The 18,968-nt window shown below is 46.4% G+C and carries 23 protein-coding genes and 3 pseudogenes; 12 read left to right on the forward strand and 14 right to left on the reverse strand.

Annotated elements, in window-relative coordinates:
• Nucleotides 1-215, forward strand: a 215-nt coding sequence (locus tag ACIQZ3_RS09460; RefSeq protein WP_397392544.1) for an IS3 family transposase, incomplete at its 5' end; no start/stop codon positions are given.
• Here ACIQZ3_RS09460 and ACIQZ3_RS09465 read toward each other — a convergent pair.
• From ACIQZ3_RS09465 to ACIQZ3_RS09475, 3 genes are read right to left on the reverse strand one after another with little or no spacing between them, the layout of a single operon-like run.
• The gene (locus ACIQZ3_RS09465; RefSeq protein WP_397392546.1) at nt 183-653 is read right to left on the reverse strand and encodes a dihydrodipicolinate synthase family protein; all 471 of its coding nucleotides are present in this window, start codon (nt 651-653) and stop codon (nt 183-185) included. The genes ACIQZ3_RS09460 and ACIQZ3_RS09465 overlap by 33 nt on opposite strands.
• 46 nt (nt 654-699) lie before the next feature.
• Nucleotides 700-825 carry a hypothetical protein gene (locus tag ACIQZ3_RS09470; RefSeq protein WP_397392548.1) on the reverse strand — a complete coding sequence of 42 codons (126 nt, stop codon included), beginning with the start codon at nt 823-825 and terminating at the stop codon, nt 700-702.
• A 13-nt stretch (nt 826-838) separates the two neighbouring features.
• Nucleotides 839-1,768 carry a 2-hydroxyacid dehydrogenase gene (locus tag ACIQZ3_RS09475; RefSeq protein WP_397392550.1) on the reverse strand — a complete coding sequence of 310 codons (930 nt, stop codon included), beginning with the start codon at nt 1,766-1,768 and terminating at the stop codon, nt 839-841.
• Between the two features lie 84 nt (nt 1,769-1,852).
• On the opposite strand from ACIQZ3_RS09475, the pseudogene ACIQZ3_RS09480 reads away from it, so the two are divergent.
• Together ACIQZ3_RS09480 and ACIQZ3_RS09485 are read left to right on the forward strand one after the other, a co-directional pair.
• Nucleotides 1,853-2,795 (forward strand): annotated as a pseudogene (locus ACIQZ3_RS09480) (3-hydroxyacyl-CoA dehydrogenase family protein).
• Between the two features lie 38 nt (nt 2,796-2,833).
• A complete protein-coding gene (locus tag ACIQZ3_RS09485) occupies nt 2,834-3,514 on the forward strand; it encodes a cytochrome b/b6 domain-containing protein (protein ID WP_397392552.1) in 681 nt (226 codons plus the stop codon).
• On the opposite strand, the gene ACIQZ3_RS09490 is transcribed toward ACIQZ3_RS09485, so the two are convergent.
• Nucleotides 3,515-3,964, reverse strand: coding sequence for a c-type cytochrome (locus ACIQZ3_RS09490; protein ID WP_397392554.1), 450 nt, complete (start codon nt 3,962-3,964; stop codon nt 3,515-3,517).
• A 91-nt stretch (nt 3,965-4,055) separates the two neighbouring features.
• Complete coding sequence (locus ACIQZ3_RS09495) at nt 4,056-4,718, reverse strand: site-2 protease family protein (RefSeq protein WP_397392556.1); 663 nt, start codon at nt 4,716-4,718, stop codon at nt 4,056-4,058.
• Between the two features lie 28 nt (nt 4,719-4,746).
• Between ACIQZ3_RS09495 and ACIQZ3_RS09500 the strand changes: the two genes are divergently transcribed.
• From ACIQZ3_RS09500 to crcB, 4 genes and pseudogenes are all read left to right on the forward strand, one after another.
• The gene (locus ACIQZ3_RS09500; RefSeq protein WP_015421675.1) at nt 4,747-4,914 is read left to right on the forward strand and encodes a hypothetical protein; all 168 of its coding nucleotides are present in this window, start codon (nt 4,747-4,749) and stop codon (nt 4,912-4,914) included.
• 44 nt (nt 4,915-4,958) lie between these two features.
• On the forward strand, nt 4,959-5,096 hold the full coding sequence (locus tag ACIQZ3_RS09505; protein ID WP_173960827.1) for a hypothetical protein: 138 nt from the start codon (nt 4,959-4,961) through the stop codon (nt 5,094-5,096).
• 87 nt (nt 5,097-5,183) lie between these two features.
• Nucleotides 5,184-5,888, forward strand: a pseudogene (gene ygiD / locus ACIQZ3_RS09510) (4,5-DOPA dioxygenase extradiol); the annotation flags it as partial.
• Between the two features lie 8 nt (nt 5,889-5,896).
• On the forward strand, nt 5,897-6,274 hold the full coding sequence (gene crcB, locus ACIQZ3_RS09515; protein WP_397392558.1) for a fluoride efflux transporter CrcB: 378 nt from the start codon (nt 5,897-5,899) through the stop codon (nt 6,272-6,274).
• A 15-nt stretch (nt 6,275-6,289) separates the two neighbouring features.
• Here crcB and ACIQZ3_RS09520 read toward each other — a convergent pair whose 3' ends face one another.
• From ACIQZ3_RS09520 to ACIQZ3_RS09535, 4 genes are read right to left on the reverse strand one after another with little or no spacing between them, the layout of a single operon-like run.
• Nucleotides 6,290-7,267 carry a Bug family tripartite tricarboxylate transporter substrate binding protein gene (locus ACIQZ3_RS09520; protein WP_397392560.1) on the reverse strand — a complete coding sequence of 326 codons (978 nt, stop codon included), beginning with the start codon at nt 7,265-7,267 and terminating at the stop codon, nt 6,290-6,292.
• Nucleotides 7,264-7,779: a chromate transporter gene (locus ACIQZ3_RS09525; protein WP_397392562.1), complete on the reverse strand. Its 516-nt coding sequence runs from the start codon at nt 7,777-7,779 to the stop codon at nt 7,264-7,266. Before ACIQZ3_RS09525 ends, ACIQZ3_RS09520 begins: the two co-directional genes overlap by 4 nt.
• A gap of 2 nt (nt 7,780-7,781) precedes the next feature.
• Nucleotides 7,782-8,321: a chromate transporter gene (locus tag ACIQZ3_RS09530; protein ID WP_397392564.1), complete on the reverse strand. Its 540-nt coding sequence runs from the start codon at nt 8,319-8,321 to the stop codon at nt 7,782-7,784.
• A 4-nt stretch (nt 8,322-8,325) separates the two neighbouring features.
• Nucleotides 8,326-9,300, reverse strand: a complete 975-nt coding sequence (locus ACIQZ3_RS09535) for a D-2-hydroxyacid dehydrogenase family protein (RefSeq protein ID WP_397392566.1) — start codon at nt 9,298-9,300, stop codon at nt 8,326-8,328.
• A 74-nt stretch (nt 9,301-9,374) separates the two neighbouring features.
• Here ACIQZ3_RS09535 and ACIQZ3_RS09540 point away from each other — a divergent pair, with 74 nt between their 5' ends.
• Complete coding sequence (locus ACIQZ3_RS09540; RefSeq protein ID WP_397392568.1) at nt 9,375-9,677, forward strand: antibiotic biosynthesis monooxygenase family protein; 303 nt, start codon at nt 9,375-9,377, stop codon at nt 9,675-9,677.
• Nucleotides 9,678-9,689: 12 nt separating this feature from the next.
• On the opposite strand, the gene ACIQZ3_RS09545 is transcribed toward ACIQZ3_RS09540, so the two are convergent.
• Nucleotides 9,690-10,457, reverse strand: a complete 768-nt coding sequence (locus ACIQZ3_RS09545; protein WP_397392570.1) for a sulfurtransferase — start codon at nt 10,455-10,457, stop codon at nt 9,690-9,692.
• Between the two features lie 48 nt (nt 10,458-10,505).
• On the opposite strand from ACIQZ3_RS09545, the gene ACIQZ3_RS09550 reads away from it, so the two are divergent.
• From ACIQZ3_RS09550 to ACIQZ3_RS09560, 3 genes are read left to right on the forward strand one after another with little or no spacing between them, the layout of a single operon-like run.
• Nucleotides 10,506-11,546: a tripartite tricarboxylate transporter substrate binding protein gene (locus ACIQZ3_RS09550; RefSeq protein ID WP_397392572.1), complete on the forward strand. Its 1,041-nt coding sequence runs from the start codon at nt 10,506-10,508 to the stop codon at nt 11,544-11,546.
• A 9-nt stretch (nt 11,547-11,555) separates the two neighbouring features.
• The gene (locus tag ACIQZ3_RS09555; protein ID WP_397392574.1) at nt 11,556-12,107 is read left to right on the forward strand and encodes a carboxymuconolactone decarboxylase family protein; all 552 of its coding nucleotides are present in this window, start codon (nt 11,556-11,558) and stop codon (nt 12,105-12,107) included.
• Between the two features lie 6 nt (nt 12,108-12,113).
• Complete coding sequence (locus ACIQZ3_RS09560; RefSeq protein WP_397392584.1) at nt 12,114-13,301, forward strand: methyltransferase; 1,188 nt, start codon at nt 12,114-12,116, stop codon at nt 13,299-13,301.
• A 20-nt stretch (nt 13,302-13,321) separates the two neighbouring features.
• Here ACIQZ3_RS09560 and ACIQZ3_RS09565 read toward each other — a convergent pair.
• From ACIQZ3_RS09565 to ACIQZ3_RS09580, 4 genes and pseudogenes are all read right to left on the reverse strand, one after another.
• Nucleotides 13,322-13,558: pseudogene (locus ACIQZ3_RS09565) on the reverse strand (VOC family protein); the annotation flags it as partial.
• A 164-nt stretch (nt 13,559-13,722) separates the two neighbouring features.
• The gene (locus ACIQZ3_RS09570; RefSeq protein ID WP_397392576.1) at nt 13,723-14,871 is read right to left on the reverse strand and encodes a Fic family protein; all 1,149 of its coding nucleotides are present in this window, start codon (nt 14,869-14,871) and stop codon (nt 13,723-13,725) included.
• A 278-nt stretch (nt 14,872-15,149) separates the two neighbouring features.
• Nucleotides 15,150-17,390 carry a S8 family peptidase gene (locus tag ACIQZ3_RS09575; protein WP_397392578.1) on the reverse strand — a complete coding sequence of 747 codons (2,241 nt, stop codon included), beginning with the start codon at nt 17,388-17,390 and terminating at the stop codon, nt 15,150-15,152.
• Between the two features lie 19 nt (nt 17,391-17,409).
• Nucleotides 17,410-18,531, reverse strand: a complete 1,122-nt coding sequence (locus tag ACIQZ3_RS09580) for an AAA family ATPase (protein WP_397392580.1) — start codon at nt 18,529-18,531, stop codon at nt 17,410-17,412.
• Between the two features lie 52 nt (nt 18,532-18,583).
• Between ACIQZ3_RS09580 and ACIQZ3_RS09585 the strand changes: the two genes are divergently transcribed.
• Entirely contained in the window at nt 18,584-18,769 is a 186-nt protein-coding gene (locus tag ACIQZ3_RS09585; protein ID WP_397392582.1) for a hypothetical protein, read from the forward strand.
• The last annotated feature ends 199 nt before the right edge of the window (nt 18,770-18,968 follow it).

Genomic DNA, 18,968 nt, shown 5'->3' on the forward strand with positions numbered 1-18,968 from the left:
ATAACGCCCCTGCAGAAAGCTGGTTCGGTAGCTTTAAGAATGAAGCCATCTACGGCAATCGCTTTGCTACCCATGAATTAATGAAGACTACTTGCTTTGACTATATTGAAGTGCGTTACAACCGTAAGCGTCGCCACTCCAGTCTTGGCTATCAATCTCCTAAGCAATATTTACAGAACTGGCTAGCAAGAAGAAAGGAGATGCTGGTAGCATGACGACTCACGCTGATTGCAGGTGAAAAACGAGGGGAAGGTCAAAAGTTTAATGACTGACTCTGTATAGGCCCAATCACCAGAACTATCTTTCATACCTACAACGGTTTTTGGATATTCCTTAGTTAAGCGCTCTAACAAAGAAAGGCTGAGGTTAATTTTGGTAACGGGTGGAATATTGTAGATATAAATTTGTAATGCAGCATCACCCACTTTTTGAATCACTTCTGAGAAGTAGGCAAAGAGACCATCGTCAGTGACGTCTTTGTAATAAAAAGGTGGCAACATTAAGACGCCCGCGCACCGATGTTGAATTGCGTGACGTGTCATATTCACTGTGGCATCAATCGACGTAGCGCCCGTACCAGGCATCATATGCCCAGGATTTAAGCCGCCCTCAATGAGCGCTGTCAATGCGCCCATTTTTTGTGGGGCAGACATGGAATTAGCCTCTGAGTTTGTGCCGAAGATTGCCTGACCAACACCATTAGCTTCGAGCCATTGACATTGCTTCAGTAATTTTTTTTACATCTGGACTACCGTCTTCTTTAAATGGAGTCAATACGGGTGAAAGCACCGCAGGTAGTGTGGAGGGGTGTAGGGAAATGGTCATTACTTACTCCGTTTTAATTTTTTACTTCAGTCAGAAGTGGTTTTTTATTATAGAAAGCTTCTAAATTATCTATTGCTAGGTTCGTCATTAATTGTCGCGTTTCAGAGGTGGCGCTTCCAATATGCGGTGTTAGTAAGACATTATCAATATTTAAGAAGTCAGCGTTTGGATTTGGCTCATTTTCAAATACGTCGAGCGCTGCACCGGCAATGATTTTTTGCTGCAGTGCAACTAAAAGTGCAGCCTCATCCACTACGCTGCCTCGTGCAATATTAATGAGATAGCCTCTCGGTCCCAAAGCTTCCAAGACATCTGCATTAATCATTTTGTCCGTTTCTGGACTAGCCGGACATGCAAGAATAAGAATGTCAGATGCCTTTGCTAAGGACTTGATATCGCTGAAATACTCGTAAGGGAGTTCTTTGGGGGTGGGGCCGGTGTAGACTAGTTTGACCTTAAATGGCTCTAAGCGTTTTGCTAGATCTTGCCCAATACGACCCATGCCTGCAATCCCAACGCTTTTCCCTGCAAGGGTTGTGGTGATAGTGAAGGGCGCCTTCGACCAAGCAGTGCTTTTAGCAAAGTTCTGGGCCTCAGGAATGCGACGTAATAGGCCAAACAGCATACCGATGGCCAGCTCACAGACGGCATCATTTAGAACGCCTGGGGTATTGCTGGCTTTAATTCCATGTGCCTTGAGATAGTCCAAGGGAAGGTTGTCATAGCCCACGCCACAAGTTGCGACCATTTGTATACCTGGTATTTTCTCCAGCAACTCTTGTGGGATTTGGGTGTTTGACCGGGTAAGGATGGCGGTGAAGTTGCCCTCGGGAAGTTTGCTCTGAGGATCGAGTAGCCTAGTTGTGCTTAGTCGCTTATCAATCCCCAATTGCATTATTTCTGGAAATTGTCCGACCTGCAGTACCGAATTGACTGGGATCATGTCTCACTTACTTTTTTATTGGAATAATGAAAACATTGTAAGAGGATTTGTAATCCTTATCTTGCCCCCGAAGGAGAAATGAAGATGTTGTTTACCCCATCCGAAACTAAGGTCGTCATCGTTGGTGGCGGCACTATGGGTGCTGATGTGGCAGCCGTTTGCGCACGAGGGGGGTTGTGCCGTACAGGTCCTGGAACCCACGACCGAGCGCCGTGCACTATTACCAGATTATTTTGCTAACACCATGATTGATCTTGGTTATGAGCATCGCCTACATTTGCTCTCTACTGCCGGCTCACTAGAGGAGATAGATTGGTCTGAGGTGGATTTAGTCATTGAGTGCGTACCCGAGCGTTTGGATATCAAGCAAGAGTTGTTTGCCAAGCTGGAGCAATACGCAAAACCGGAAGCAGTTTTAGCAAGTAACAGTACGAGCTTTCCGATTGGTGATATTTCAAAAGGGTTGAAAACAGCGGCGCGAATGATTGGCTTGCATTTCTTCATGCCTGCCCACTTAGTTCCGTGTGTAGAAGTAGTTTACGGACAAAAAACTTCTCCCATGGTTGGCGAAAGCCTTTCTCGATTGATGACGGCCTGCGGTATGGTGCCAGTTACTGTTAAAAAAGATTTACCTGGCTTCTTAGCAAATCGCTTGCAACACGCTTTATCACGTGAAGCCTTTGCCATGGTTGATGCCGGTATCGCTAGCCTAGAAGATATTGATAAGGCCGTACGTTTTGGTTTTGGTTTCCGCTACATCGCTGCTGGACCTGCAATGCAGAGGGACCATGCTGGTTTAGATGTGCATGGTGCCGGTGGTGCAACGATTTATCCCACTCTGAATAACTCCCCAGACATTGCAAAATGTTTGAGCGATCGTATCGCTAGTGGTAAGTTGGGAATGAAAACCGGTGAAGGTTTCTATTCTTGGACAGCAGAGACGATGAAAGCAGAGCGAGAGCGTTATCAAGAAGCTTTACGTGAAGGCTTGAAGATCATTCAGAAGGATCTGCCAGAGATTAAATAAATCGGGAGCAATCCCATGCGGTGATTTATTCTTAAGTTATGAAAAAAATCATTCGTGTTTGGGACTTGCCGATCCGCCTATTTCATTGGTGTTTGGTTATTGGGATTGTTCTGAGTTTCGTGACCGTCAAGATTGGCGGCAATGCGATGGAGTTTCATGCGCGAGTTGGCTACTGTGTTTTAGCTTTGATTGTTTTTAGAATCTGCTGGGGCTTGATTGGCTCGCACCATGCCCGTTTTATCAATTTCGTACCAAGCCCAAAAGGCCTTCTGAATTATTTATCTGGCAAAGCTAAGGCGAGTCTTGGTCATAATCCCTTGGGCGCGCTATCTGTTCTAGCTTTACTCTTTTCGATTGGCCTTCAGGCGATGACTGGTCTTTTCGCAAATGACGATATCGCTTTTGAGGGGCCGTTAGCAAAACATGTTTCCAATGAAACGGTTACGCTTTTAACTTCTATTCATCATCAGAATGAAAAGGTTCTGATTATTTTGATTGCCGTTCACCTTTGCGCAATCTTGTATTACCAAAAATTCAAGGGTGAAAATTTAATCAAGCCAATGTTGCTGGGCGATAAAGAAATCGACCCAAGCGAGGAGGCAAAGTATCTACCTGCTAACTTGGGTCAAGCCTCCAAGGATGGAGCCTGGCAACGTGGCTTGGCGTTATTGCTGCTCAGCCTGATTGCGGTGATTCTGGGTTACTTGATAACGAACTAATTACTTTTTCTTGAAGTCGTCATGGCAACCTTTGCAGGTAGCGCCAGCCGCACCAAATGCCTTTTTAATTGCTTCTTGATCGCCTGACTGCGCAGCAGTATTCAGATTTGCAACAGCAAGCTGCATCTTTTCTGAAGCAGCTTTAAATTTAGCGTTGTCCGACCAAACCTCTGGTAGCGCGTTGCCACCTTCAGTGCCCGGTCCGAAAACTTGCCATGGGAGACCAGAGAGGGTTGCAACTACAGCAGCATTCTTTGCGACTTCATCTTTATTAAATGGTGCTTCGCCTTTAACAACGGCACCAATTTTTCCAAAAGAATTTGCCATCACAGTAAACGCGCTTTGACGGTACTTGATTGCATCTTCGGGTTTCTTAAATTGCGCATAGGCAATTCCACTAACTAGCAGCGTTGGTGCAAGGGCGGCTAAAACAAGGTATTTGAGTTTCATAAGAGGCTCCAATAATTTCAATTCAGGTGTGGGTGAGACTATGTCGATTCAGCATACTCCCGAATACTGATTTTTGCCTATCGAAATCTATCTAGAAAATCATTCTTAACGGGCCGGTCAGTAAGAGAATTAACCACTCAAAAAAGGCCATTAAAGGGGTCATCCAAAGGCTGCCAATAATGCCTGTAAATACCAAACCAAGCACGATAAAAAAGCCCCAGGGCTCTAACTTACCCAAGGCAATAGATTGGCGCACCGGCAAAAGTCCCGCAAGAATCCGGCCGCCATCAAGAGGTGGCAGTGGAAATAGGTTGAAAACCAGTAATCCTAGGTTCCAGGTAATGCCAGCCTGTGACATGGAGATGAGAAACTTTTCGTTTATGCCAAGCCCAACAAATCCAATGAGTAGGATTAGCCAAATTAAAGCCTGAATGAAATTGGACCCAGGACCAGCTAAGGCCACCCAAATTGAGTCAATTCGAGGGTTACGTAGGCGCCCAAAGTTCACTGGTACAGGTTTGGCATAGCCAACCAAAAAGGGGGATCCCGACAAAATCAATAGCAGGGGGATGAGGATTGTCCCCACGGGATCTATATGTTTAATGGGGTTCAGGCTGACTCTACCCAATATATAGGCCGTATTGTCACCAAATTGCCGTGCTGCGTAGCCATGGGCAGCCTCATGGATGGTGATGGCAAAAATCAAGGGAATCGCATTAATTGCGACAGCTTGGATAGAATAGTCAGTAATCATGGCAATATGATATCCATAGGAGCAAAAAGTGACTGACGATAAAAAACCTGAATCAAAAACCCCAGCCAAGCCAGTAGCAGCGAAGCCGGTAGCCCGTCCACCAGCCCCCAAAGGCCCATCTGGTCCTGGCGGTAGGCCTCAGGCAGGCTTTGGAGGCGGAAAAGCCATGATGCGTAAGGCTGGCCGCGGCCGATAGTGGATAATTACACTACTAATTAATGTGTTTAATGAGGATTTAGCATGAACGAATGGCATAAAGAAACGAAAGACGAAATCAACAAGAAGATCATTACTTTGATCGTGATGTTGGCAGCCGCTACTAGCTTGGCTATTTTGTTTGCATTGGTTGCAGCTCATACTGGTTACGTATTCGGTTAATCTGCATTAATGACTAGCCATCGCCAACCTGCAGTATTTGCTGGCCATGGCAGTCCGATGTACGCCATCTAGCCCAATCGCTATACAGCCGCTTGGGCCAGTCTTGGTAAATCACTCAAACGCCCAGATGCGATCTTAGTCATCTCGGCTCATTGGGTAACTCGCGGAGTATGGGTTACCGCAATGCCCAAACCCAAAACGATTCATGACTTTGGCGGATTTCCGCAGGCTTTGTTTGATATTCAGTATCCAGCGCCAGGAAGTCCTGCGCTTGCCGATCGCGTAAAAGAATTGCTAGGCGTTCCTGTCGTGCTTGAAGAGAATGAGTGGGGTATTGATCACGGCGCTTGGTCTGTTCTCAAATACCTATATCCAGATGCCGATGTTCCCGTGGTTCAGTTGAGTCTAGACGGCTCTCTGTCTGCAGGCGAGCATTACGAGCTAGCTAAAAAATTACGTCCATTGCGTGACGAGAATATTTTGATTCTGGCAAGCGGCAATGTGGTGCATAGCTTGCGCACTATCCATTGGGAGGGGGGGGGCGCGACCCCTTATCCGTGGGCTAAAGAGTTCAACGATTTCTTTGTTTCAGAAATGAAGGCAAATCACCATGAGACTCTGATTCATTGGGAGCAATTTGGTGATGCTGCTCATTTATCTATTCCAACCCCCGAGCACTATTGGCCAGCATTGTATGTGCTCGCTCAGCAAGAGCAGGGTGAGGAGCCTAAGATGCAAGTTGATGGAATAGAAATGGGTTCCATTGGTATGCTTACTTTTACATTTCAATAAATATTCTTATGTGGCCATCTATCCTTGCAATCTTCTGCGGCGCCGGTCTTGGTGCATTACTGAGGGCAGGTTTTAATCTTGCGACAGTGGGTGTCGCTTCTATGCTTCCTTTGGGAACTTTTATTGCCAACATGGTTGGGGGCTATTTAATTGGCATTGCGGTTGCCTTTTTTGGCAATAACCCAAACCTCTCCCCTGAATGGAAGCTGTTCGTAATTACCGGTTTCTTGGGCGGCCTTACAACTTTCTCGAGCTTTTCTGCTGAGGTTGTGGGATTTATGCAGCGTGGCGAAGTGACTTGGGCGCTGGGTACTGCGCTCTTGCATTTAGTCGGTTCACTATGCCTTACCTTTTTAGGCATCCTGACTTATCAAGCGCTGAAGTAAGATTTTCAGTCAAACTTACTCGGGCTTGATATTGCCTGCTTTGACTACAGCACTCCATTTCGCAGCCTCAGACTTAATCAGCGCTGCGAAATCAGCAGGGCTTCCGCCGCCAATTTCATTTCCTTGAGAGAGCATTAACTCACGTAGTTGTGGGTCTTTCAAAGCTTCGTTAGCTGCGGCATTCAGTTTGTCAATAATTGGCTTGGGAGTTTTAGCGGGAGCAATAAAACCCTGCCAATTCAGTACCTCAACCTTGGGGTAGCCAACTTCGGCAAAGCTAGGAACATTTGGTAGGAGCGGGGATCTCTTTTTGCTTGTGATGGCGATAGGGCGTAATTTATCCGCTTTGATGCTGGGTACCGCCGAATACATTTGATCAAACATCATGTCTACGTTGCCACCCATGAGGTCCGTTAAGCCGGCAGACCCACTCTTGTAAGGAGCATGAATCATTTTGATGCCGGCATTCTGCATAAATAGTTCCGCAGATAATTGATGACTGCCGCCAATTCCTCCCGAAGAAAAAAAGAGAGTGCCTGGCTTTGCTTTTGCTGCCGTAACAATATCCTGAATGGTTTTATAGGGTGAGTTTGGGTGAACTACCAACACTAAAGGCCCTTTTTCAATCAAGATGATTGGGCTGATATCAGTTTCGGGGTCGTAGCGAAGGTTACCAAACAAGGTTTTATTCACCGCCATGGGTGCGAAGTTCCCCATGCCAATGGTGTAGCCATCTGGCGCTGACCTTGCAATAAATTCAGTGCCGATATTTCCGCCGGCGCCGGGTTTGTTATCAACCACAATCGGTTGCTTCAAAATCAAACTCATTTTCTGAGCTAGCTGTCTACTGCGAGAATCAGCGCTACCACCAGCGCCATAGGGCACGATCAAATTGATCGGTTTGCTGGGATAGTTTGCTTGTGCGTGTGCGGATCCAATCAAAAAAACTGCTGAGCACAAAACAGTCGTCTGTAAAAATTGCATGAATTTCATATAAGTCCCAATGCTCCTAAGGCGGCACCAAGTCCAATTAAATACAAAGGATGCCAACGAGTAAAAACAGTAATTCCAATAGTCAATAGTGTCAGTGCATAGGCTGCGTAGCTGTGATTGATTTGTAAAGCAATCTGCCATGCTGAAGATAGCACTAGGCCAATAGCTAGAGCTGCAGCTGCATATTGAATTGACTTCTTTTTATGGGCATCTTTCATGCCTAGTATCAGGCGCTGTAAGTGATAGACCAGAATAGACGACGGCCAGGAAATTGCAACAGTGGCTATTAGCGCCCCTAAAACACCATAAACATGCCAGCCAATTAAGGTGACCGTCATAAAGTTCGGCCCTGGTGCAGCTTGCGCAATCGCAAAATAATCGGCAAAAGTTTGAAGATCTATCCAATGCTCTTGATAAACCGATAATTTCAGCAAGCTTGGAAGCAAGGCATTTACGCCGCCAAAGGCAATCAAAGAAAAGGCGGAGAGTTTTAAAAATAGGCTTAGCAACATGCTCATAGATTGCGAGCCTTCTTTTGCGCCAAGAACCAGGCAAGTGGTGATGCTATGAGTACTACCCAACCAAGTCCTAGCTGGTAATAGCTGGCTGCGATTACTGTAACCAGTACAACTAGCAGCATTGCTGGAAAGCGTAACTCGTCGCGTAACATTTTGATGCCAGTGGAGGCGATTAAGCCAACCCCAACCGCAGAAATTCCTCGCAGCACGCCTTGTATCGACTCCATGTAGCTGTAATGTGTATAGAGAACAGCTAACAGCATCACAATGCAGATGGGCCCCAGGGTTAAACCAAGGACGGCTGCCAATGCGCCTCTGGCACCGGCAAAGCGAGAGCCAATACACACCGCAAGATTCACAATATTCGGGCCCGGAACAATTTGGCAGATACCTAGAATGGCACTAAATTCTTCCGAGCTTAATACCTTGTCGCGTTCAACCAGAGTGCGACGTGCCCATGGCAACACTCCACCAAAACCAGACATACCGATTTTGCTGAAGCTGATAAATAATTGTGATGGCGTGAGTGTCTTCACGGGATTAAGGTTCAAAAGGATACGGCACCGACTTTTGGTCAAGCCAAGCCTCTAGCGTTTGCGTAATGCCTTTTGAGAAAGTTTCAAAAATAGGTTCTGCAATAAAACCAAGGTGCGGAGTTGCCAGTAGATTCGGGGTATTGCGTAGCGGATCATTGGATGGCAAAGGTTCAATATCAAATACATCTACTGCAGCTTGGCCAGGACGACCCTTTTTAAGGGCAGCGCATAAGTCAGGCATATTGATTAATGCAGATCGCGATGTATTTACCAAAATCGAGTCTGGACGCATTAAGGCTAGTTGGTCAGCGCTAATAAGGCCTTTAGTTCCTGGGCCAGCTACTAAGTGCATGGTGACTACTTTGGATGTACTGAGTAATTCTTCGAGGCTAACGGATTTTGCGTTTTCAACTGCAGCGCGCTCTGGAGTCATATTGGGGCTCCAAGTGACAAGCTCCATTCCGAATGCTTTGCCAACGCGAGCAACAGAGCTGCCGATAGCACCCAGACCAATAATGCCGAGGCGCTCACCCGCAAGCATCGGCAGGACCGAGAGCTCATTACGCCAACCACCAGAAGTCACCAGATTGTTTTGGCCAACCAGCTGTTTGGATGCTCCCAAGATTAAGGCCCAGGTTAGCTCAGTGGTAGTTTCTTTAGACGGGCCTCCTGGCGTGCAAGCGATCGGAATATTTCGCGAGCGGAGGGCGGCGCTATCTAGAGTGCCATTGCGTTTGCCGGTGAACATTAGTAATTTGAGTTTTGGTAGCCTCGCAACCATTGCCTCATTAAAAGGGGATCGATCGCGCACAATCGCAATAACATCGGCGTCCTTGACGGCCTCATATAAGGCCTCATCGCGCAATGGCTCATGGTGAATGGTGAGATTTGAGCTTTGCTCTATCCGATTCCAATTAGAGAAGCGACGCAGGGCGCGCTCGTAATCCCCTAGGACGACAATGTTGGGTAAATTGGCCATGGCTCTCTTTGCTGATTTGTTATTCTGCTTGAGTTTACTATCGATCTTAAAGTAATTTTGACAAAGGAAATGCCATGATTTTGGAGCACTGCGATTTAGAAATTGACCCTAGTAAGGCCGCTGAGTTTGAAGAGGCTATTTTGCGTGGCGCTAATACCGTCATTGCCAAGGCTAAAGGGTTTCGAGGATTTAAGGTTAATCACAGCATTGAAAACCCAGCGCGTTACCTGCTATTGATTTACTGGGATAGTCTTGAGAATCATACGGTGGACTTCAGGGGTTCCGACGCCTTTGCTGAATGGCGTGCAATTGTTGGCCCATTTTTTGTAAAACCACCTTTTGTTGAGCATATGACTTTGGTGGGTAAATCGGGTTAAGACCTTTGCTATTTAGGCAGTTTGTTTTTTTCGGATAGAGCGCTCTAGTGGGATGGAGTCTAGGTTGGGCTCCAGCGCTTCCCGTTCATCAAATACAAAACAGCTCCCGGTGTAGTGTGCGGAGCCTACTTCTTCAAAGTATTTGAGGATGCCACCTTCAAGTTGATAGCTATGTTGCATGCCAATTTCACGCATATAGAGGCCGGACTTTTCACAGCGGATCCCGCCAGTACAAAAACTCACTAGCGTTTTATCAGCTAGCTCATCTTTATGCGCAGTGATTGCTGCGGGAAATTCTGTAAATTTCTCAATATTGAAATGCAGTGCATTCTCGAAAGTGCCATATTCGACTTCGAAGGCATTGCGTGTATCCACCATGACGACAGGGCGCCCTAAGTCATCGGTACCTCGGTCAAGCCACTCTTGTAATTTTTTTGGCGTAATGAAATTCGCGCGACCCTCTTCCGGACGAATCGCCGGATGATTCATGCGAATGATTTCATTTTTAATTTTGACCAGCATTTTTTTGAATGGCTGTGTTTCAGACCAGCTATCTTTTGCCTGAAGGGGTGCAAAGCGAGAATCTTGACGAAGCCAAGCTAGAAAGCCGCGTAATTCAGCTTCCTCTCCTGCCAAGAACATGTTGATGCCTTCGGCGGTCAAGAGAATGGTTCCTTTTAGATGGCGAGCATTGCAGTCATCCAATATCTTCGCGCGTAGCTCCGTCAAATTGTCTAGGCTGACAAATAAGTAGGCGGCTATGTTCAAAATTGGTTTCATGGTTAATCTCATCTGGCTCCGGCATCTATTATCGAACAAGCCGCTGAGATGGGTGGTAATCTTGCAGTCTTAATCGAGAGGGATGATGTGATGCCGATTTTCTTGAAAATAACTAAAAAAGTGCTCTTATTGAGCGTATTTCTGATGTTTGGCGCTTCTATTGCTAGCGCTCAAATCGCTGGAGTGGGTACTTGGCCCACCCAAAAGCCCATTCGCCTGATTGCTGTTTTCCCGCCAGGTGGCTCTGTGGACCAGGTAGCGAGAACCTTAGCCCCAGCACTGCAGGCTGAATTAAAGCAAAACGTCATTGTCGAAAACATAGGCGGGGCATCTGGCGTCATTGGAACTGCGGCATTAACAAGATCGGATCCAGATGGTTATACCTTTGCGGTGGTATTTGATACCCATGGAGTAAATCCAAGCCTCAAAGACAAGCTTCCCTACGACACGATTAAAGATATCGCGCCTGTCACCTTAATTGGCACCTCACCAATAGTTCTGGTTGCGAGCAAGAATTCTGGAATCACTAGCTTTAAGCAATTAGTTGATCAATCCAAGGCTGGCAAGCAATTTAGCTATGGTTCTATTGGTATCGGTAGCTTGGGACATTTAGCAATGGCACGTTTGGACAAACAAGCTGGCTTTGATTGGAATCACATTCCTTATCGCGGCGGCGGCCCTTTAATGCAAGATGTTCTTGGCGGTCAAGTGCAGTTGGCTATTGGCTCCGAGTTCTTGGTTAAGCCACACATTGATAGTGGCGGCGTAATTCCTCTGGTAATCACTACTGCTAAAAGATCTCCCGAGTTGCCGAATGTGCCAACCATTTCCGAAAGTGGCTTCCCTGGTTTTAATGCGCCAGCATGGTGGGCTGTATTAGCTCCTGGAAAAACTCCGCCTGCAATCGTGAATGCCATGAACCAGGCTGTAACAAAAGCACTGAAGACTCCAGCGGTCGCATCCAAATTGAAATCACAAGGCATTGAAATTGTTGCCGGTAATCCAGAGACGCTGCGCGACTTTATCGGCAAGCAAATTGCAGTCTGGGGCAAGTTTGTCATTGAAAACAATATCAAAGAAACGCAATAAGGATTAAATATGAGTGAACGTTTAATTCCTTACCAGCCGATGGATTTGGCTGATCCTGCTGAGCTAGTGGCGGCTATTCGCAAGAGGCGTGGTGGTCAGTTTATTAATTTAGACCGCATGCTCTTGCATAGCACCCCCATTGCTGAGGGGTGGAATCATTTTGTAGGTGAGATCCGCAATAACCTTTCTTTGGATCCAAAGTTGCGTGAACTCGCGATGTGTGGGGTCGCAGTTCTCAATGGCGCGGAATATGAGTTCTTTCATCATGCTCCGCCCTTTATCAAGGCTGGCGGTACCGAAGAGCAGGTTCAGGCATTGCGCTTAATTGGCCAAGCTAATTTTCCAAAGGCTCTTTTCTCAGATGTTGAGAATGATGCTGCAGAGTTGACTTTTCAGATGACGCGCAATATCCAAGTGGATAGTGCCTTGATGAAGCGTTTGCAAGCCACCTTAGGAAATACGGACACAGTGGAGTTGGTGACTGTGGTGGCGGCCTACAACATGGTCTCTCGATTCTTAATTGCTTTAGATGTCAACCCAGAGGAGCATCCTCCTGAGTAAGTCATGATGCAAGATATTTCCATTTTCTGGGAGGAGGGCGGTCAAGCTTGCTCTGCAGTTTGGCACTCTGAAAATGGTATTGCAGTCCATAAAAAAGTGGTCACTGCTGATGACACTTTGACGGCTGATGATGCTTATCATTTGGCCTGCGAAGGGACTGCGATCCTTTGGAAAGGTGATTTCCAGAATGCCCGCCAGCTATTACAGGCTCTGATTCGGCGTATAGATAAGCCTTCGAAAAAATCTAAGCGTGCGGGCAAGAGGGTGGATAAGTCAGATGGCGGCATGCCCAAGAAATCAGCAAAAGATATTTTCAATCAGCATCGGTTAATTCAGTCTCAACGAGCCCGAATACTGGGTATGTTGTTAATCCAATGCAACCCAGGCCATACGATTTCATTACGCCGTGCACCAAATATTTCACAGGCATGTGCAGAAGCCTATGGCGCTGTCAGTCAGTCTTACGTGGTTTCTTTGCGTGAGCTCTTGGGTGTAGTTAGTGCTCATGAGTGGCGCAAGAATGGATTACCTATTCTGGCCGATGAAAATGGTGAGCCAGTATTTGTGCACCCCCATTACGGTGTTTTCTCACCTGTTCGTGGCGAGTATATTGAGCTAGTTTGTAACGCTCCATTGCCCAAAGCTTTAGAAGCTGAATCCACGGCCTTTGATGTTGGTGTTGGCACTGGAGTGCTCTCTATTATTTTGGCGATGCGGGATGTGCAGAAAATTGTTGCCACTGACCAAGATGATCGAGCGCTCGCTTGCGCTAAAGAAAATATAGCACTGTTAAATCTGGGCTCAAAAATTGAAATTGTGAAAGCCAATTTATTCCCACCAGGAAAAGCTTCTTTGATTGTGTGTAATCCACCTTGGGTTCCTGCAAGACCTAGCTCTACGTTAGAGCATGCGGTTTACGATCCAGACAGTCAAATGCTCAAGGGATTTTTGGCTGGATTAAAAGATCATTTATCGCCTGAGGGTGAGGCCTGGTTAATTCTGTCTGATTTGGCTGAGCATCTGGAGTTAAGAACTCGGCAAGAGCTGCTCTCTTGGATTGAGAGCGCTGGTTTAGTTGTTCTAGGACATATTGATACCAAGCCAAAACATCCAAAATCAGGTGATGAGGCCGATCTGCTTTACTTTGCTAGGGCTGCAGAAACTACCTCACTCTGGCGATTGAGCGCTAAGTAAACAACGCAAGTAATCAAAAATTATTTGGCAAATAGCTGACTTGGATCTTCAAATGCTTTGAACTCCAAAGCATTGCCAGCAGGATCTAAGAAGAACATCGTAGCCTGTTCACCAACTTTGCCTTTAAACCGTATTTGCGGCTCCATGATGAATTTGATGCCACTCTTGTTTAGTCGATCTGCTAATGCGTACCAATCCGGCATCGTCAGAACCACTCCAAAATGTTTTACGGGAACTTGATGTCCATCAACCTCATTTTCAAAGGCTGAGACTTATCAACCTAAGGCTCAGCCTCAGCCCATACGGGCGCGAACAGCAACATTGGGTGCGCCAGTAGCTAGTTCTGAGCAACCAATGGATCGGATAGCTCAGCACCTAGGCAATATGGGAATTTAACTAAACATCAAACTTGATATCAACCTTATTTTGAAATCAAATCAATGTAAGGTTGATAACTAAAACTGCGGTTGCGAGATTGACCGGTCACCTCAGTAACGATTCCAAGTCCTTCTAGAGTTCTAGCGGCGGCGTTCGCAGTAGGAAAGGTAGTCTTTAGCTCCGCCTTGATCCGATCAATCGTAAAGCGCGGCATCATTGGCAGTAATTCAAAGAGGCGCAAGCTTGCAGGGCTTGCATTTTGAGATGCAAGCAATAGACGCCTATCAGCTGACACTCTAGACGCCACTTCAATAATTCCTCTTTCGGCTGACGTAGCGGCCTCAGTAACGCCTTCTAAAAAGAAGCTGACCCAGGACCCCCAATCACCCTCCGTTCTGATGGTGCCAAGTAAACGGTAGTACTCCATTTGATGCTCTTTTAAGTAAGAGCTCAAATACATCAGGGGCTCTGGCAGTAAGCCAAAGTATTCCATCAGTGCCGCAATTAACAAGCGGCCAATACGACCATTACCATCTAAAAATGGGTGAATGGTTTCAAACTGAGCGTGAACAAGGGCGATATTAACCAGGCGCGGTAGGCCATCATCTTCCTTATGAATAAATTGCTCAAGATTAGCTAGAAGCCTAGGCACTTCATCTGCCGGTGGCGGAACAAACACTGCGTTACCAGGTCTTGTGCCACCAATCCAGTTTTGGGATTTACGAAGTTCACCTGGTTGCTTGCCAGTGCCTCTTACGCCATTGAGAAGTAATTGATGGGCGCCACATAAAAGACGAACGCTAATCGGCAGACCAGCCTCATCACGCAAGTTTTCCCTAACAAACCGAAAGGCTTGCATGTAGTTGGTGACTTCTTCAATGTCATCAGCATTCTTAATATCTAAGCCGGCTTCATCATCAAATAAGTCGGTGAGAGTTGCTTGAGTGCCTTCAATCTGGGAGGTGAGTAAAGCCTCTTTACGGATTGCGCCATAAAGCAACCAATCAATCGATGGCACTAAACCTGTTACACCAGATAGGCGAGCCAATGCGAGCTCAGCCGCTTGGTTTTGCTCTACATAGCAGGCAGGTGAGAGTGCAGGATCTGTGGGTGGCAGAGGCGCAGGAACAAATGCCTTAACGGATTCGCTAAGAGTGGTTGTAACAACGTAAGTGCCGCTAACTCGGTTCATATTAAAGAACTCTTTAATGTAAATATGTATATTAAAGGATTCTTTAATAAAGAGTTAAGCTATTAAAGTCCCTATTAATGGGCGGTAAATCACTGTTCTAGAGGTATTAAAAGCACTATTTACCCATTTCTGCACCCAATTACACCCGAATAATATTCCGTCAAGGGCACCCCAAAGGGGTGGCTTGCGCACCCTTGACGGCCACGACCAAAGAAACGCTCATTTATGCCCAAGGTGGCGCACTGACACATTGGGCATAAAAGTCAAAGGCGCCTTATTCAGACATTAATTGGAATGGTAACTTTTGGCTGTATTGGGATGAGTATTGATGCGTAGCTTTGCAATATTTCGTTGTAGAGATCTTGGTGCTTTGAGGCTTCGACAGTAATTACAAGGGCATACTTAATTTTCCCTGCGCCTACTGTTGGAGCGCCTGATTCACGAGCGTTGTAGTGAATATCAAACACTGGTGCGTTGAGTGTAGCTCCAAGAAAGCCTTGTTCCGCATGAAGCGTGGTTTCCCACTTCCCCCAATCAGCTCGTCTCTCTTCTTCGGTTGCATAGCTACTTGTTTCAAAAAAAGAGGAGGTATCGGGCTGTGCTTTAGCCTTTCCAGTAGTCTTGTCATTACTGAATTTTGATAGGTTTGGTCTGAAGGTAACTTCTAATCCGGCCTGGGTATAGCAAGAGGCTTCCTGGGGATCCACCGGTGATGCGTAGCAAAAAGTTGCCTTGAGTTTTACGCGTCCAGTTAGCCCTGATTTAGGGATGGGAATAGAGGCTCGGAGATATTTTCCTGGTTTTAGCTCCCCTTGATAAACAATGCGAGCCACACCAGGAGGTGACGTAATGATTTCATTAAGAGATTCTGGTACTTTGCCCCAGCCAACCTCATTTTTGTCATTGCCATTTTGTTTTGCGCTATGTACAAGCAGCGCTTTAATGGCTAAAGGGGTTAGATCTTGACCTAATACAGCGCGTATGCCGACTGCATTACGTAATAAAAGTGGGGCCGCAAAGCTTGTGCCTTGAAGCGGGGTTAGGGTAGCTTCTTTTCCTGGGTATAGTGCATGAAAATAGCGAGTTGCGGCATCCCCGCCAAAAGCCAGGACGTCTGGCTTGATAACTCCCGGTCTTCGACCTGGTCCAATTGCGCTATATCTGGCTCTATTCCATGTGGCACCAATATCGCTCGCGCTACCAACAGCTACCGCGTTGACACAGTCCGAGGGCACCTGTATCCGGTTGTATTTTAGTAGGTGATCGCCTTCGCCGTTGTTGCCTGCAGCCACCGTCATGAAAGTGTCGCCATCGCAAAGCAAATCATCGATGACCGAGGTCCATGAGTGAACATCCTCATCCTCTATTGGTAAGTCTGGCCCAAGACTTAAATTTATAAAATCATACTGACGAGACATTAATACTTCTTCTATGTGACCTAGAGTTCTATATAGCTGAAGGGGGTCTTCTGTGTTGGCATGATCATCCAAGACTCGAACATGATTAATAGGGGCATAAGGTCGCGGAGCTACACCTCCGGGTGTGAGTGGCCCGAATAAAAATGCTGAAGATACGGCTAGTCCGTGCTCGAGAGCATCTATTTGGTCTTTTGCTGTAGGGTCACTGATTTTGTAAGAGTTAAGCCACATCGGCGTGAGAGGGTGATGCTCTGGTAACCCGCCATCAAGAATAGCAACTCGGGGCTCGTTTGAAATTGGCATTTCATTTGGTAATTGACAGCCCATAGAAATGGGTGAGCTTCTGCTAACCGGTCGAATGCCGCGCAATAGTGGCATGGGGCGCAACACGCGAATGAACGAAAATGCTGCAAGCATTTTCATGGCAATTGATGACCCTTCTACAGGAACAAACCACAGGCTTCCTGCCTGCATCGCCAATTGCTCATGAACTTTTATTTTGAGTGTATTGGCATATTCAGTAAAGGCGGATTGAATAAAGTTAGATTCTTCATTAACGAGCAAATGAATACCAACTTCAAAGAAGCGCTGCGAGTCAGTGCCGAGAGTTTTATAGCGATTTTCTGGTTCGAAGCTATTAAATCGCTCTATTCGGAGTATTTCGTTGGTTGCTGGTTCATTGTCTGGGTTATTTAGCACCCAATGATTTAATTCCTTGAAGCTATCTCTAGTACCAGCTATAAATAGTTCGGTAGTAGTAACGGCCCGAGGAGCTCCTTTTCTACTCCATTTTTCGGGTGTTATTGTGACTGTGCGACTACCAACGGAACGTAACGCATTTGCTCTTAAAAATCCCACGGGGAAATAGGATTTGGCAATATATTCTGGATGAAGTGTGAGCCTTGCTACCGCCATATTATTGGGACATGCTTGATCGGGTAGCTGAGAAAGTGATTCTGAGGTGGCTGTGATTTGTGGCACCAGTGCTTGACGTGCCTCTAGGAGAGTGTATGAATCTTTTTTTGCAGCACCACCTTTTTTGATGACAATGTCTTGAGCTAGCAACTCGCCCCGTCCAATTAAAAAATTCATTTGCGCCATTTTTTCTCCCTGATGATGTCTATTGAATTGGACGTGCTCTTCTAATCGTATCTCTCGCTAGGCCCGTGATTTCTGAAATTGTGCGTTGGGACAGCTTTGTCTTATCTGCCAAAATCACAGCGAATGCCTTGCGTTGATCTTTATCCAACTTAGGTACGCAAGTGCGAACGAAGTCCTCCACCAGCTCATCAAGCCGGGATCTGCCAAGCGCCATAGCGCGTCTAAAACGTTGCAATGTTCGCTCAATATCGCTAAATGAAGAACCTTGGAATCCATAGGTAAGTACTTCCAGCCATCTTTCCATGTAAGGCATTTCGTCGCCGGCGAAGCGTTCAATGGCTTGTTTAATCTGCTTTGTTTCTGGAAGTGTAAATTCCAATACCAGATCAAAGCGGCGCCAAAGTGCAGGGTCAATTAGTTCAGGATGATTAGTGGCAGCCAATAGGAGACCGGAGGAGGGCCAATCATCTACTTCTTGCAGCATTACAGTGACTAGCCTTTTGAGTTCGCCAATGTCAGAGTCATCGCTTCTTCGTTTTGCTATCGCATCAATTTCATCGAGAAGTAAGACTGAGGGCGTGCTCTTTGCATAGTCAAGTGCTGCACGTAAATTGGCGCCAGTTTTACCCAGTAGGCTGCTCATCACTGTTGTTAAATCAAGAACTAGTAATGGCACATTTAATTGGGCAGCTAGCCACCGCGCCGTTAGCGTCTTTCCTACGCCTGGCGGTCCAAGAAAAAATGCTGATTTAGTTGGACGTAAGCCGAGTTCGGATAGGCGCTGCACTTGTTGGCGCTCTTGAATTAACTGAGAGAAGGATTGCTCTAGATTTGCGCTCAATAAAGGGTGTAGCTGCTCCACTTGATCTTCGTACCGCCTAAATAGCGATAGGCGTGACTCATCGTCAACGGGCAGAGGGGCTTGAGGCTTGGTGATACTTTCTTTTCGTAGCAGTTGGCTGGAGCGAGCTGTACGTAGACTTTTAAGCAGATCTTCAAGTCGTTTAGCAAAGTCCGGACTGTCAATGCGATGCTTGCGAACCATCTTTGCAACAAATAGGCGCGCATCATCCTGTTGACCGCCAATTGCCAGCCTAGCAATTTGGGCGAATTCTTCTGAAGATATAATTAAATCGTCCATTTATTTCATAACCTATTGTTTTATATGTATATTAGTAATCTAATAAATTGGTATGAATATTGTCTCACAGATTAAAATTCTTGAGGAAATTCAATTTTTCTGGTGTGCAATCCCCGTACTGAAGGGGGTCTATTTCCGTCAAGGGCACCCCAAAGGGGTGGCTTGCGCACCCTTGACGGCCACGATCAAAGAAACGCTCTTTTATGCCCAAGGTGGCAGACTGGCGCATTGGGCATAAAAACTCATGGCGACGGGAATAAAAACCCCACAAATATCCCAAGCCCATATCTCCCGCCCCAATAATTGATCTCAGTGCTTCACACCATCGCGTTAAAGCTAGAGTCGCGTCTAGCAGCGTAGTAATGGATAGGTTCACGCTCTATCAATTGGAATGAGGCCAACCAATTCACAAATAGATAAATACATTGATAGGGGTG

The organism is Polynucleobacter sp., from assembly GCF_044342855.1.
In the GTDB taxonomy this organism is placed as follows: Bacteria; Pseudomonadota; Gammaproteobacteria; order Burkholderiales; family Burkholderiaceae; genus Polynucleobacter.